At 57.9% G+C, this 14175-nt stretch carries 17 protein-coding genes; 12 read left to right on the plus strand and 5 right to left on the minus strand.

Going from position 1 to position 14175, the window contains the following annotated elements; genetic code table 11:
* Positions 1-2: 2 nt before the first annotated feature.
* From tolB to WCX49_RS04130, 7 genes are all read left to right on the plus strand, one after another.
* Entirely contained in the window at positions 3-1244 is a 1242-nt protein-coding gene (tolB, locus tag WCX49_RS04100) for a Tol-Pal system protein TolB (protein ID WP_345986308.1), read from the plus strand.
* Positions 1245-1360: 116 nt separating this feature from the next.
* On the plus strand, positions 1361-1903 hold the full coding sequence (gene pal / locus WCX49_RS04105; RefSeq protein ID WP_345986309.1) for a peptidoglycan-associated lipoprotein Pal: 543 nt from the start codon (positions 1361-1363) through the stop codon (positions 1901-1903).
* A 9-nt stretch (positions 1904-1912) separates the two neighbouring features.
* Positions 1913-2824 carry a tetratricopeptide repeat protein gene (locus tag WCX49_RS04110; protein ID WP_345986310.1) on the plus strand — a complete coding sequence of 304 codons (912 nt, stop codon included), beginning with the start codon at positions 1913-1915 and terminating at the stop codon, positions 2822-2824.
* A 78-nt stretch (positions 2825-2902) separates the two neighbouring features.
* Positions 2903-3421: a peptidylprolyl isomerase gene (locus WCX49_RS04115; protein ID WP_345986311.1), complete on the plus strand. Its 519-nt coding sequence runs from the start codon at positions 2903-2905 to the stop codon at positions 3419-3421.
* The gene (locus tag WCX49_RS04120; RefSeq protein WP_345986312.1) at positions 3408-4172 is read left to right on the plus strand and encodes a helix-turn-helix domain-containing protein; all 765 of its coding nucleotides are present in this window, start codon (positions 3408-3410) and stop codon (positions 4170-4172) included. The genes WCX49_RS04115 and WCX49_RS04120 overlap by 14 nt, the downstream gene beginning before the upstream one ends.
* Before the next feature lie 13 nt (positions 4173-4185).
* Positions 4186-5124, plus strand: a complete 939-nt coding sequence (gene fabD / locus WCX49_RS04125; protein ID WP_345986313.1) for an ACP S-malonyltransferase — start codon at positions 4186-4188, stop codon at positions 5122-5124.
* On the plus strand, positions 5121-5882 hold the full coding sequence (locus WCX49_RS04130) for a nitrilase-related carbon-nitrogen hydrolase (RefSeq protein WP_345986314.1): 762 nt from the start codon (positions 5121-5123) through the stop codon (positions 5880-5882). The genes fabD and WCX49_RS04130 overlap by 4 nt, the downstream gene beginning before the upstream one ends.
* A gap of 93 nt (positions 5883-5975) precedes the next feature.
* Here WCX49_RS04130 and WCX49_RS04135 read toward each other — a convergent pair whose 3' ends face one another.
* Together WCX49_RS04135 and dbpA are read right to left on the minus strand one after the other, a co-directional pair.
* Entirely contained in the window at positions 5976-6428 is a 453-nt protein-coding gene (locus tag WCX49_RS04135) for a YaiI/YqxD family protein (protein ID WP_345986315.1), read from the minus strand.
* A complete protein-coding gene (gene dbpA, locus WCX49_RS04140; RefSeq protein WP_345986316.1) occupies positions 6425-7804 on the minus strand; it encodes an ATP-dependent RNA helicase DbpA in 1380 nt (459 codons plus the stop codon). Before dbpA ends, WCX49_RS04135 begins: the two co-directional genes overlap by 4 nt.
* Positions 7805-7942: 138 nt before the next feature.
* Here dbpA and WCX49_RS04145 point away from each other — a divergent pair, with 138 nt between their 5' ends.
* Together WCX49_RS04145 and WCX49_RS04150 are read left to right on the plus strand one after the other, a co-directional pair.
* Positions 7943-8677, plus strand: coding sequence for a 5'-methylthioadenosine/adenosylhomocysteine nucleosidase (locus WCX49_RS04145; RefSeq protein ID WP_345986317.1), 735 nt, complete (start codon positions 7943-7945; stop codon positions 8675-8677).
* On the plus strand, positions 8667-9416 hold the full coding sequence (locus WCX49_RS04150) for an ATP-binding protein (protein ID WP_345986318.1): 750 nt from the start codon (positions 8667-8669) through the stop codon (positions 9414-9416). The genes WCX49_RS04145 and WCX49_RS04150 overlap by 11 nt, the downstream gene beginning before the upstream one ends.
* Here the strand turns inward: WCX49_RS04150 and WCX49_RS04155 are convergent.
* Positions 9413-9898: a DUF2062 domain-containing protein gene (locus tag WCX49_RS04155; RefSeq protein ID WP_345986319.1), complete on the minus strand. Its 486-nt coding sequence runs from the start codon at positions 9896-9898 to the stop codon at positions 9413-9415. The genes WCX49_RS04150 and WCX49_RS04155 overlap by 4 nt on opposite strands.
* A gap of 140 nt (positions 9899-10038) precedes the next feature.
* Between WCX49_RS04155 and WCX49_RS04160 the strand changes: the two genes are divergently transcribed.
* Positions 10039-10386: a rhodanese-like domain-containing protein gene (locus WCX49_RS04160; RefSeq protein ID WP_345986320.1), complete on the plus strand. Its 348-nt coding sequence runs from the start codon at positions 10039-10041 to the stop codon at positions 10384-10386.
* Here WCX49_RS04160 and WCX49_RS04165 read toward each other — a convergent pair.
* The gene (locus WCX49_RS04165; RefSeq protein WP_345986321.1) at positions 10374-10877 is read right to left on the minus strand and encodes a hypothetical protein; all 504 of its coding nucleotides are present in this window, start codon (positions 10875-10877) and stop codon (positions 10374-10376) included. The genes WCX49_RS04160 and WCX49_RS04165 overlap by 13 nt on opposite strands.
* Here WCX49_RS04165 and WCX49_RS04170 point away from each other — a divergent pair.
* Together WCX49_RS04170 and WCX49_RS04175 are read left to right on the plus strand one after the other, a co-directional pair.
* Positions 10876-11790 (plus strand): ChaN family lipoprotein, encoded by a 915-nt coding sequence (locus WCX49_RS04170; protein ID WP_345986322.1) that lies wholly within the window; start codon positions 10876-10878, stop codon positions 11788-11790. The genes WCX49_RS04165 and WCX49_RS04170 overlap by 2 nt on opposite strands.
* Positions 11787-13061, plus strand: a complete 1275-nt coding sequence (locus tag WCX49_RS04175) for an MFS transporter (protein ID WP_345986323.1) — start codon at positions 11787-11789, stop codon at positions 13059-13061. Before WCX49_RS04170 ends, WCX49_RS04175 begins: the two co-directional genes overlap by 4 nt.
* Here the strand turns inward: WCX49_RS04175 and WCX49_RS04180 are convergent.
* Complete coding sequence (locus WCX49_RS04180) at positions 13042-13998, minus strand: A/G-specific adenine glycosylase (RefSeq protein ID WP_345986324.1); 957 nt, start codon at positions 13996-13998, stop codon at positions 13042-13044. The genes WCX49_RS04175 and WCX49_RS04180 overlap by 20 nt on opposite strands.
* Positions 13999-14175 lie beyond the last annotated feature (177 nt).

Raw genomic sequence — 14175 nt, forward strand, 5'->3', positions numbered from 1 at the left:
CGATGCGTTTTTTCATTGCGTTGATGATGAGTGTGACGTTGATGTTCGCCGCCGATGCGACCATCGAAGTAGTAAAAGAGGCCGACAGCCTTCCGTCCATTGCGGTCGAGGATGCCTCCGTTGATTTTACCGGTACGCCGGCCAAACGCTTTTACAACCTGCTCTCCAGCGACCTGAATGTCTTGACGCTGTTCAATGTCGATCACCATTATGCCACCACGCATTTCGATAACGCTTCCGTGCTCAACCGGGCCATGGACTATACACTGCGTTTCCGTCTTCGCGACGACGATGCCGCTTTTGTCGCGGACATCCGTCTTTTCCAGGAAGATAAGGTGGTCCTGCAGAAAAGCTACCGTGTTGCCAACACCGCAATGAGTCCGTTCGTCTCCCATGCAATTGCCTATGACATCAACGAATTTTTCGGTCAGGCACCGCTGGACTGGCTCAAGCGCAAGATCATCTTTGCGCGTGTGAAGGGACGCATGGAGAGCGAAATCGTCATTGCCGACTATACGCTCTCTTATCAGCATGTCATGATCAAAGGGGGGTTGAACGTCTTCCCTAAATGGGCGGACGAAGCACACTCGGCGTTCTATTACACATCGCTCAGCGGCAACAAGCCGACCCTGTTCAAAATCGATGTCCGTACCGGTGCGCGTACGGCAATGCTGAGTTCGGACGGGATGCTGGTCTGCTCCGATGTCAGCCGGGACGGGCGTGATCTTCTGCTTACCATGGCGCCGCAAGGGCAGCCGGATATCTATCAGTACGATACGGTGACGAAAACCGCCAAGCGCGTCACGACCTACGGCGGCATCGATGTCAACGGGCAGTTCATGAATGACGGCCGGGTCGTCTTCATCTCCAACCGCCTCGGTTATCCGAATGTCTTCGCCAAACGCCCGGGCGAAGCCAAAATAGAGCAGCTGGTCTTCTACGGCAAGGACAACTCCGCGTGCAGCGCGCATAACGAATACGTGGTCTACAAAGCCCGCGAAACCAGTGATGCGTTCGGGACCAACACGTTCAACCTGCACCTGATCTCGATGAAGACGGACTTCATCCGCCGCCTGACGGCAACGGGCGTCAACGAATTCCCGCGTTTCTCCAACGACGGTGATGCGATCATCTACATCAAGAACTATAAGCAGCAGAGCGCCATCGGCGTCATCCGCCTTGCCCAGAACAAGAACTTCCTGTTCCCGCTGGCCAGCGGAAAAATCCAGTCGCTTGACTGGTAAATTGGTTGCTTAAACCAATTTGCTATATTCTGTTAAGTTTTTTTTGCTAAAATCTTCAGGATTATTTCGAGGACATCCTGCATAAGGCTCTGTTCGGACTCCCCTAAAGGATTGTGATGAAAAAAGTGTTGGTTTACAGCAGTGTAGTTCTGATGTTGTTGGCTGGTTGTAGCTCTAAAACACCGGCGATCGATGAGACGCAGGGTGCGGATAGCAGCCAGATGGAGAGTGCGGCGGATGCCGATACTGTCGTTGTTGATGAAAATGCCGGTGTCAGTGACAGCACGATCGAGCTCGGCGAAGAGACGATGAGTGCCCTGGAGCGCCAGATGCTGTCCATCTATTTTGCGTTCGATAAATTCGACATCAGTATGGAAGCGTCTACGAAACTGCAGACGAATGCTGCACTGATGCAGAACAAAGCGGCTGCCTTCAACATCAAAATCGAAGGTAACTGTGACGAATGGGGTAGTGACGAGTACAACTTCGCACTGGGTCTGAAACGTGCCAAAGCCGCCAAAGACGCGCTGGTCGCCGAAGGCGTCAATGCTGAACGTATCAGCATGGTAAGCTACGGTGAAAGCAATCCTGTCTGTGTCGAAAAGACGCAGGAGTGCTGGGCCAAGAACCGCCGCGACGATTTCAAACTCCTTCCGTAATCGGGACCGATGAAACGTCTTTCCCTCCTTTTGGCGGGCGCGCTGCTCCTTCAGCTGCAGGCGTCCGAACCCTCCGTATTCGGTGCCGGCAACCTTGACAGCGACTCGCCTTACGGGTTGACGGAATCCGAAAAAAAGATTGTCGAGAACCGGCAAAACCTCCAAAACGCCAAACGCAAATCCCAAGAAAACAGTGCCCAGCTTCAAAGCCTGCGCGAACGTATCGACGGGTTGCAGACGATCATTGAAGGTCTGGCGGAAAAAACCCAGGAAAACAGGCTCAAAGTCGGCGAACTGACCTCGGGTCAGGATGTGGCGGCGGACCGTGATGCAAAGGTCGCGGCGTTGGAAGAGGCTGTACATGCCAATGAGGCGAATATCGCTTCGCTCAAGGCGGTACTGGAAAAGATGGCGGCCCAGGTCGATGCCATCAATGCCAATTACGTCTCCAAAGACGAGTTCAATGGGCTTGTCGGGGAGATCAACGCCTTCAAACGCGATCTCGGCAAAACGCTCAAAAGCGTCAGTGCACCTGCGGCGACGGACTCACTGCAGTCGAAATCGAGCAAGGAGCTCGCCGCCGAGGCGAAGGCGAACTACAACAAGCTCTTCTTCAAAGAGGCTATCCCGATGTACGAGGAGCTTATCCGCCGCAGCTACAAGCCGGCGTATGCGCACTTCATGATCGGGGAGATGTGGCACTACCGCAAAGAGTGGTCCAAAGCGCTCTCGTATTACAAAGAGAGTGCCGCGCGTTCTTCGAAAACGTCCTTCATGCCGAAACTGATGCTGCACAGTGCGGAATGTATGATGCATACCGGTGATTCGGCAAACGCGAAAAAGTTTCTCCGGTCTCTGATCGCTAAATACCCTGCCTCAAATGAAGCAGCGGAAGCCGAACGGCTTCTGAATACTTTGTAGGCAGCTATAGCGCTACTTTTTCAGCCGCACTATAGTTAGATCGGGTTAGAATCCCTAAATTTTTGTAAAGGTTATATTATGGCTATCGAAACGAATCAAGTCGTATCCATCCAGTATGAAGTCCAGGCCGACGGCAAAGTCGTTGACTCCAACATCGGCGGTCAGCCGCTCGTGTTCATGTTCGGCAAGGGACAGATCATTCCGGGCCTCGAAGCGGGTATCCAGGATATGGCAGCAGGCGAAAAAGGCGATGTCCTCGTCAAAGCATCCGACGCTTACGGCGACTACAACCCTGAAGCGACTCAGGATGTGCCGAAAGAGCAGTTCGCCGGCATCGATCTTCAAGCAGGCATGACACTCTACGGCCAGGGTGAAGACGGCGGTACCGTTCAGGTCGTCGTTAAAGAGATCAAAGACGAGAGCGTCGTCGTTGACTTCAACCACCCGATGGCGGGCAAAGATCTGATGTTCAGCGTCACGATCAACGAGGTACGCGACGCGACGGCTGATGAGATCGCCAGCGGCGTACCGGCAGAGAACAAGGTCGATGACGGCTGCTGCGGAAGCGGCGGCGGACATAGCTGTGGCTGTCACTGAGTTTCTCGCAGCCTCACACGCTTCGACCGAAGCGCTGCGGACGGCGACGCTGCTCAAAACCCTTCAGGTCAATGCGCTGATCAGCGGACCGAAAGGGACCGGCAAACAGACACTCGCACGGGTAATTCTGCCCGGCGCCGTCGTGCTCGACGCGCGCGACTTTGACAATGTGCTCAATGCGCTTGAAAGCAATGATGAAGTTGTTTTGACGCATATTGAACACTGTCCGAACATTACACTGCTCTTCGAGCGGGTCAAAACGGACAAGGTGCGCATGATCGCGACGGCCTCATCCGAGTACCTCTCCGATGCCATCTGGGAGTTCTTCAGCGTGAAGATAGCGCTGCCGCCGCTTGTCGACCGCCCCGAAGACGTCGAACTGCTGATCAGCCATTTCAATGCCGAAGCGGACCGGATCTTCGACCTGGTGCGCGAAACATCCGCTGCGGGCAAAAAGCCGGATCTGAGCGACAACGCCTACTCCCTGCGCAAGCAGATCTATTTCGAACGCCTGATGGGCGGGGTGAACGAAGCGGAAGTGATGCAGGTGATGGAGCGTTACCTGCAGGCACAGATGGGATCGCATAACGACTACCGTAAATTCCTGCACCTGTACGAGGTCCCGCTGATCCGAACGGGGCTGCGCAAGTTCAAATCGCAGCTGCAGCTGGCGGAGCGCCTGGGGCTGAACCGCAATACCCTGCGCAAGAAGATTGCGGAAAACGAGCAGTTCGGTCTGCTTGAACCATAACACAGGAGGAGAAATGAGTCAGAAAATCGCGATGGTGTTCCCGGGACAGGGGAGCCAGAGTGTCGGTATGGGCAGGGCGTTCTACGAGGCGTCGGATTATGCAAAAGAGATGGTCGAGAAGGCCAGTGACCGCATTGGGGTCGATTTCAAAGCGTTGATGTTCGAGGCGAATGAGAAACTCGATCAGACTGCCTATACCCAGCCGGCGATCCTGCTGGTGTCGATGATGGCTTACAAGCTCTTCCAGGAAGCGCGCCCGACGGCGCCGACACTGCTGCTGGGGCACTCCCTCGGCGAAGTCTCCGCGGTCTGCGCGGCCGGTGCGATCGACTACCTCGACGCCGTCGAACTGGTGCACAAGCGCGGCCAGCTGATGCAGGCTGCCTGCGAAGGCGTCGAAGCGGGGATGATGGTTATCGTCGGCCTTGACGACGCTGCGGTCGAAACGATCTGTACGGATGCCCGCAACAAAGAAAACAAGCAGGTGTGGCCTGCGAACTACAACCAGGACGGCCAGCTGGTCGTGGCGGGTCTCAAGCCGGACCTCCAGAGCCTGGAGACGACGTTCAAAGCGGCGGGGGCAAAGCGTGCCCTGCTGCTGAACATGTCGGTTGCCAGCCACTGCCCGCTGCTCTCCGCCGCGCAGGACCCGCTGCGCGTCGAGCTGGAAAAAGTGCTGCACGATCCGTTTGACGCCCCGATCATCTCCAATGTCACGGCCAAGCCGTACCATACGAAACAGCAGGCGGTGGAGCTGCTCAGCGAACAGCTGATCTACCCGGTCCGCTACAAGCAGTCCGTTGCGGCGATCGCCCCGGACGTGGACCTCGCGATTGAATTCGGCAACGGCAAAGTGCTTGCGGGACTGAACAAACGCATTGCCAAAGAGATGAATACGCTGAACGTCTTCGACATGGATTCGCTCCAGGCTACCCTCGACGCACTCTCATGACCGTCACCCTCGTCCAGAACGCGCCCCGGCTGAACCGTACGAACCTTGAGTCGTGCGAAACGCTGGCGGCTGCCTATGCCGGACGCAACGATGTCATCGTCTTCCCCGAACTGGCCCTCAACGGCTACCTGCTTCAGGACAAGGTCTATGAGGATGCCTGGACGCTCCCCGAACTGGAACCCCTTGCCAAGGCGAGCCTCGCCTGCGACATTGTCGTCGGTGCGGCGCTCAAAGAGAACGGCCGGACCTACAACACCGCGTGCTATTTCAGCGGCGGCGAACTGCGCCATGTTCACCGCAAACTGCACCTGCCCAATTACGGGATGTTCGAGGAAGCACGTTACTTTTTCAAGGGCAACCGTATCGAGGCCTTCGATACGGCGTTCGGCCGAAGCGTCATGCTCGTCTGTGAAGACCTCTGGCGCGCCCAGACGATGGCCGACGTCGCGGCGCTGAAACCGGAGTTCGTCTATGTCATCGCCAACTCCCCGGCACGCGGATTCGAGGAGGAGGGACTGGCAATCGAAGGGCAGTGGGACGCGCTGCTCAAGTCCCTGGCACAGCTCGCCAACGCCTATGTCGTCTTCGTCAACCGTGTCGGTTTCGAAGACGGCCTGGGTTTCTGGGGCGGCAGCCGTGTCATCACGCCCCGCGGCGGCATTGAACGCCGTCTCCCGCTCTTCGACGAGGCCGTCGAGACGGTGACACCCGATCATCGGCTCCACGACGTCGAAAAATGGCTCGCAAAGATCGACTGATCCCTTTCCCTACCGCGACGGCCTTTTCAGACCGCCCTTCACGTTAATCAGATCAATTTTCTATTGTTTCTCTCTCTTGTATGCCACGTGTGTTTACGCTTTGACGTGCTCGGTCAGAAAGCGGTGCAGGGCATTGGCGAAAGCGTGCACATCCTTTGGCCCGAACGGTTTAGGTCCGCCGGTGACGACACCGCTGTCGCGGATCGTCTCCATCAGGTTGCGCATGGCCAGATACTGCTTGATATTGTCCGGCGTGTAGCGCTCCCCGCGGTGGTCAATGGCGTGGGCTTTTTTGGAAAGCACCCGGTCGGCCAGGGGAATGTCCGCCGTGATGACGAGATCGCCGGGAGAGAGCATTTCGACGATCCGGTCATCCGCGGCGTCGGCACCCGCTTCCACGATGACCGTCTCGATCAGGGAGGAATCCCCCAGCCGGACGGGTTTGTTCGAGACCAGTACCAGCGGTACCTGCACCCGTTCGACGGCACGGACGACAATGGGCTTGAGCAGGTTCGGGAAGGCGTCTCCGTCGACGAAGATCGTCACGGCGTGATCCTGGCGCGGAACTTTTTGCCTTTGATCTTGCCGCGGTTCAGCTGCTGCAACGCACTGTCGGCAACGCCCAGTTCGACAGCGACGTAGGCCAGGGTGTCGTGGATGGCGATACTCCCGACCGCCTTGCCGTCGATGTCTCCGGAGGCGCAGAGGGCGCCGAGCAGGTCTCCGGGACGCAGCTTCTGTTTCCGGCCGCCGTCGATCCGCAGCACCGCGAAACGGGGCAGCAGCAGCGCGGGATCGGCCGGTGCGAAACCGGAAGCGTCTTCAGGGGCGAAGGGAGTCTTACCGACGACAGCCAGCCGTTCGGCGGCACTCTGCTGCTTCGGGGTGAAGAGCGTGAGCGCCATCCCGGTACTGCCCGCCCGGGCCGTACGGCCGACGCGGTGGAGGTAGGTTTCGGGTTTTTCGGGCAGGTCGAAATTGATGACTGCGCCCAGCTCCTTGATATCGAGCCCCCTGGCGGCGACATCCGTCGCGATGAGCAGCCGAATCCCGCCGAGGGCGAAACGCGTCAGGACCTCGGTGCGTTCGCCCTGGCGCAGGTCGCCGTGCAGGACGGCCGCATCGTAGCCCTGATCGGCGAGGGTGTCGGCCAGGGCGTCGCAGCCCGCCTTCGTATTGCAGAAAATGACGGCGGATTCGGGGGCGTAGTGCCCGAGCAGACGCAGGAGCGTATCGCTCTTCTCCCCGCTGACCTTGAAGAAGTGCTGTTCGAGCGTCGTATCGGTAGCGACGCTTTCAACCTCCACGGTTACAGGGTTACGCAGCAGCGCGGAAGCGATAGCTGTGATCGTCCCGGGGAAGGTCGCCGAAAAAAGCAGGCTTTGACGGGTGGAGGGAAGATGCGAGGCGATCTGCATGATGGCGTCGTGAAAGCCCAGGTCGAGCATCCTGTCGGCCTCGTCGAGCACCAGGGTATGCACCTTCAAGAGCGAAAGCGTTTTCTTGCCCAGGTGATCGAGGATCCGTCCCGGGGTGCCTACGACGATGTGCGCCCCGTACGCGAGCGAGTCGCGCTGCGGGGCCAGCGGCACCCCGCCGCAGAGCGTCAGTACCTTGATATTCGGCCGGTGGCGCGAAAGGCGGCGCAGCTCCCCGGCCACCTGCTCGGCCAGCTCCCGCGTCGGGCAGAGAATAAGCCCCTGAATATCCTTGACGTCCTCCGCGAGCTTCATGATCATGCCGATCCCGAAGGCCAGGGTTTTGCCGCTGCCGGTCTGTGCATGGACGACGGCGTCCCTGCCTTCGAGCAGGGCAGGGAGGCTCTGCTCCTGCACGGGGGTCATTTGGCGGTAGCCGAGCGCGTCCAGGTTTTCGAGCAGCGGGGCGGGCAGGGGAAGGGTGGTAAATGGCTTGGAGGTCACGGCGGCTCTTTGTGGCAGAATGCTCCGGATACGGGTTCCGAAGAGATGCGCCATTGTAGCGTAATCCGCCCCGGCCCCGATTTAGGCGCTCTCAAGCTCTTTGGCTATAATTGCAACAATTTTACGATGCAGGGATGAATGATGAAAATTGCCATTATGGGGGCCATGGTCGAAGAGGTGGAGCCGTTCCTCGACGCGGGTGAGCACGAGCCGCTGCTCAAATATTTCAAGAAGCACAATGACGTCGAATATGCCGGTAACCTCTACCACGAGGCGCGTTTCAAAGGCCTTGATATCGTGCTGGGCTACAGCAAGATCGGCAAGGTGAACGCGGCACTGACCGCCGCGACAATGCTCGAAAAGTTCGGCTGCGAGATGCTCCTTTTCACCGGGGTCGCGGGCGCGGTGAATCCCGAACTGAAAATCGGCGATCTGATCGCCGCGACGCAGCTGTGTCAGCACGATCTCGATATCACGGCATTCGGTCACCCGCACGGTTATGTGCCCGAAGGCAAGGTCTATGTCGAACCGTCCCGCGAGCTCCTGCGTATGGCCAAGAGCGTTGCCGAGGAGAAGGGGATCGAACTCAAAGGGGGGATCATCGCGACCGGTGATCAGTTCATCGCGGATACGGAGCGTAAGGCGTGGATCGAAAAGACGTTCGAGGCGGACGCCATCGAGATGGAGGGGGCGGCCGTCGCCGTCGTTTGCGATGCGATGCAGGTCCCCTTCTTTGTCCTGCGTGCGATCAGCGATGCCGCTGACATGGATGCAACCTTCGATTTTGACGAGTTTCTGAAACACTCTTCGCAGGTCAGCAGCAGTTTCGTCATGGGGATGCTGGAGAAGATCGCCGCCGCCCATGGTCAGTAAAAAAATCATGCGGCAGCTCGGCCGCACCAACGCCGCGTTCAACCTGGTCGAGGAGGGGGACCGTATCCTTGTCGGCCTCTCGGGCGGGAAAGACTCCCTGACCCTGATTCACGCCATGAAGGAACAGCAGCGCCGCGCCCCTTTCAACTTCGAGTTGGTCGCCGTGACCGTCGCTTACGGCATGGGGGAGGATTTTTCCGCGCTGATTGAACATTGCCGGGAGCACGGCATCGAGCACCATATCCACGATACGAATATCTATGATACGGCCAAAGAGAAGATCCGCAAGAACTCCTCGTACTGCAGTTTCTTTTCCCGGATGCGCCGGGGGTCGCTCTACAGCGCCGCGGAGAAGTTCGGGTGCAACAAGGTCGCCTTGGGGCATCACCTCGATGACGCGGCCGAGAGCTTTTTTATGAACCTGATCTACAACGGGCACCTGCGCTCGCTCGCGCCGAAATACCGCGCGGACAACGGCCTCGTTGTTATCCGTCCGCTGATCCAGATGCGCGAACGCCAGCTTGCGGCCGCCGCGCACGACAACGGCTGGCCGACCATTGGGGACGAGGCGTGCCCCTCCATGCGCTTCGATGTCAAGATGCCCTACGCGCGTGCCGAGATGAAAACGATGCTCTCGGAGATGGAGGGCAAATACCCCGACCTCTTCACGTCGATCAACGCGGCGTTCGGCCACATCTCCGACGACAGCTTTTTCGACCCGGAGCGTTTTTCGCTCTAGCGCCGCCTCCGGGAGCGGTGGCGGCGTACGGAGATGATCCAGAGCCGCTGGACAAGGTAATAGCCCGCAGCGGCAAAAAGGGTTGAGTAGAAGAGGGCGCCCGTATAGAGCGGCGCGACGATGTCGTCGAAATGGTGTTCGAACCACTCCAGGCTCATGGCGACGTGGGGCAGGTCATGCATACCGAGCAGGAAGCCGCCGGTTTTGTACTCGACATAGTAGATGAAGGGCATCGTTGCGGGGTTGGTGATCCAGACCAGGGCGATGGAGAGCGGCAGGTTGAAGCGGAAAAGCGGCTGCAGCAGGACGATGGCGACCATCTGTGCCGGCATCGGGATAAAGGCGACGAAGAGGCCGACGAGAACGCCTTTTGCAACTGCATGCCTGTTCACACTCAAAAAAGCACGCGGGATTTTGTAGCGGGTGATGAGGTCGGCATATTTCTCGTTGAAGCGGCTGCGTTTGAAAAACCGTCGGATCATGCCGTCACCCTGTGTAAAAAGTCGCAGTATTATAACTGCTTTAATGGAATCGCCTATTAAGGAACAGATAAAATTTGTTTAAATGATAGTCGATATAATTTTACCTAATTTTTATAACCGAATGATTTCAAAGGAAGAGAATGTCAAGTCTTAACGTATATCCGGACAAAGAGATGCTGGAAAACTCCGATATGGTCGTCGTCGATATCCGCACCGAAATGGAGTGGATGCAGACGGGTGTCGTTCCGGGATGCAAAACAGTCACCTTTTTCCAGATGGACGGCAGTTACGATGCCGAGGGATTTATGAAGGCGATGGATGCGCTCGGCGGCAAAGAGAAAGAGATCGGTTTTATCTGCCGTACCGGTTCCCGCACGGCGCAGGTCGCCATGTTCATGAAACAGCAGGGCTACAACGTCAAGAACCTCGCCGGCGGCGTCATGAAACTGATGAGCGAGGGCTACGAACTCGCCCCCTACAAGGGCTGATCGCCCTCCCGCGCCGAGACGAACTCGCTGCGCAGCTCCCCGAATAGTCTCAAAATACTCTGCTGATACGCGGTGATGTCGGGGTCATCCTGGCATGCGAGCAGCGGCTCCAGCTGGGAAAGCTCGATCTTCAGCGCGTAGCGCGGCACGGAACGGAGGTCGCGGATGATATCCTCGACCAGTGCATCGATGTCAAGCCCGTTGTTCTTGAGGACCTTCTCCACCATCTCTCGCGTCGTCAGTACCAGCGTATTTGAACGGTCTTCGTCGTTGTAGATCTTCATCCCCGCCTCTTTGACGACATCGAATTCACACTCGTTCGCTTCGTTGTCGGCCGAGATGAGCGCGGCAAAAAGTTTGGCACGGAATTCAAGCGAACTGTGGTGGTAGAGGAAAAGCTCCCTGAAGGCGTTGAACAGGAAGTGTTTGAAGCTGAAGCGGACCGCCATCGTGTCGTCACCCCTTAAGGCATTTGGGATATTATACTGCATGCAATATTTCAGCGCACTTTTCCCCGCCGTTGTGCTTACACTTTTTCTGGGCTGCAGCCGGCCGGATGCCCCGCTGCAGCATACTCTCCCGCAGCCGTGCCGTCTCTATGATATGAAGCAGGCGGCCTGCATCAGCGATGCCGCGCTGGTGTCGCGTCTCGCCCCGTACCAGGTGCTTTTTGTCGGCGACCATCACGCCTCGACTGCCATGCATGAACGTTTTGCCGAACTGCTGACGGCCCTGGCAGGGGAGGGGCGCCATCTCCTGCTGGCCAACGAATGGTTTGTGCACGAGGATGATACGCTGCTGGCGCGCTATGCCGGCGGCAGCTTTGAGGGGAACTTTACCGAAGCGGTCGGCTGGGAAAAGAAGGCGGGCTACCCTTTCGCATCGTACGAACCGATCTACGGGAGCATCAGAAATGCGGATGGAAAGCTCTACGGCATCAATATGACAAAAGCGTTCCAAAAAGCCGTCTCAGACAACAACCTCACCGCCATGAACGACGCGCAGCGTGCCTTCTTCGAACAGCTTGACCTGAACCTCAGCGCACACCGCAGCATGCTCGCACCCTTCTTCGCCCACTGCCATGCAAAACAGACGGGGGAAGACGCGCAACAGTGCCGGGAGCGGATGTACCGGGTGCAGGTGGCGTGGGACAGCTATATGGGGGAGCAGAGCGCTCGCCTGGCCACTACGGCGCTGCAGACCCCGGATGATCTGCTGGTCGTCTTTGCGGGGGCCTTCCACATGGCTTACGGTCTGGGCGTCAATGCCCGTTTCGCACGCCGCAGCGATAGGCCCTATGTCACGATCCTCCCCGTCCCGGAAGGGACGGCGGCGGCCGATGTTGGCGAAGCGGACTACCTGCTGTTTTATACCCCCGAAGCACTCCCGAAGGAGAAAGAATGACGCGCGAAGCGAAGAGTATCTACGGCTGGGCGCTGTATGACTGGGCGAACTCCGCCTATGCGACCACGGTGATGGCGGGATTCTTTCCGCTCTTTTTCAAAGCCTTCTACAGTGCCGAAGCCGATGCGACGGTCTCGACGGCGCAGCTGGGGCTTGCCAATGCGGTGTCGAGCATCATCGTCGTGCTGCTCGCCCCCCTGCTCGGCGCCATTGCCGACGCCGGCGGTATCCGTAAACGTTTTCTGCTCCTCTTTGCCTTCCTGGGCATCCTGATGAGTGCGTCGCTTGCGCTGGTCGGCAAAGGGCAGTGGGAGCTGGCCGCGTTCGTCTATGTGCTTGGCAATATCGGGTTTATGGGGTCGAACATCTTCTACGATGCCTTTCTCCCCTCGGTGACGACGGAGGAGCGTTTCGACAAGGTCTCCGGGCTCGGCTACGCCCTGGGGTATCTCGGCGGCGGCATCCTCTTTGCGGTGAACGTGGCGATGGTGCAGCAGCCGGAGTGGTTCGGCTTCCCCGACGCGTCGGCGGGGGTGAAGGCGTCCTTCGTGACCGTGGCGCTCTGGTGGGCCCTCTTTGCGCTGCCGTTCGTATTCTGGGTCAAAGAGAAACGCAATACCCGTAAAATCGGTACGGTGACGCTCACCGTGCTCGGGTACCGCCGCCTGATGCGCACCTTTCACAAGATAAAGCACCTCAAGGGCCTTTTTCTCTTCCTCGTCGCCTACTGGTTCTACATCGACGGGGTCGATACGATCATCCGGATGGCCGTCGATTACGGCATGGCCATAGGGTTCGAGGCCGGGGACCTGATCAAAGCGCTGCTGCTGGTGCAGTTCGTCGGGTTTCCTGCGACGATCCTCGTCGCAAAACTGGCACAGATGTGGAACACGAAAAAAGCGATCTACCTGACCCTTGGCTTTTATGTGCTTATTGCCGTTCTGGCGGCTTTCATGCACGACGTGAGCTCTTTCTACCTGCTGGCGGCGATGATCGCGCTGGTCCAGGGCGGTATCCAGGCGATGAGCCGCTCGTACTATTCGAAAATGATCCCTGCCGAGTATGCGGCGGAGTTCTTCGGCTTTTACAACTTCCTCGGGAAGTTCGCGACGGTCCTTGGGCCGCTGCTGATCGGCGGGGTTGCCCTGGTGACGCACAGCTCACGGGCGGGGATCGCATCGGTCGCAGTTTTCTTTGTCATCGGGGCACTGCTGCTGATGCTGGTCGATGAAAAGGCGGTGGCCAAGGAGGTCAGGGGCGCGATGCGCTAAGCTGCTTCAGCACCTTGTGGTCGGCCCCGCTCAGGGCCAGCGCGTCGATCTCTTCCCTCCCGAAATAGGTGAGCTCTTCATGATAACCTTCACAGAGCCACACCTCCGCTTCAAGTCTGAAATGTGAATAGACCTGCACGATGCTGTCGAGCGCTGTTCCCTGTTCGGGCGCTGCTGTCTGCTCATGGAACCCCCAAAGCCCGTGCAGAAAACGTCCCGTACGCTGTTTTAACCCGTAGTTTCCGTTGTGCCGGTAGACGACGATATGCCGTTCGCGTACCGGTACGCTTTTGCTTTTTTTCGGTGCGGGGTAATGCAGCGGGTCGCCGGCGGCACCTTTACAGGCGTTCTGAAAGGGGCACTCTTCGCACCTGGTGCTTTTCGGTAGGCACAGCGTGGCCCCGATATCCATCATCGCCTGGTTGAATTCATAGGGGTGCACCGGGTCGAAAAGCTTTTCGGCCAGATTCCAGAGCGTTTTCTCATCAGCTTCCCTGCGGCCGTAGAAACGGTAGAGGATACGTTTGACGTTGGCATCGAGGATGGGAACAGGGATGGCGTAGGCGAAGGCGGCGATGGCATGGGCGGTGCTTTTGCCGATACCCGGCAGAGCGAGCAGTCCGTCGACGCTCTTGGGCATGAACGGTGCCGCCAGCTGTGCCGCCTTGTGAAGGTTCTTTGCACGGGTATAGTAGCCCAGCCCTTCCCACTGTTTCAGTACGTCATCAAGGGGCGCGCTCGCGAGGGACGGGAGGGTCGGAAAGCGTTCGAGAAAAGGGAAGTAGAAGCGTTCCAAGACGGTCTTTACCTGGGTCTGCTGCAGCATGATCTCGCTGATCCAGATACGGTAGGGATCGGCGGTGTTGCGCCAGGGAAGGGTATGGCGGCCGTGGCTTTCATACCACTGTAGCAGACTGGTGTGAAGATCTTCATTCATGGCGGGGATTATAGCAGACGCCCTTCCCCGGTGCAATCGGATGTCCGATAACACGGGTCTTTATTAAATTGATTTTTCTTATATTAAATTAATTTATTCCGCTCTATACTGATTGGGTAGTGAATGGTGTTTTTCTTATAGTTTCGAGTGAAACACAATGAGAAGGCTGTTCAAGGT

This window comes from Sulfurimonas sp. HSL-1656, from assembly GCF_039645585.1.
In the GTDB taxonomy this organism is placed as follows: Bacteria; Campylobacterota; Campylobacteria; order Campylobacterales; family Sulfurimonadaceae; genus Thiomicrolovo; species Thiomicrolovo subterrani.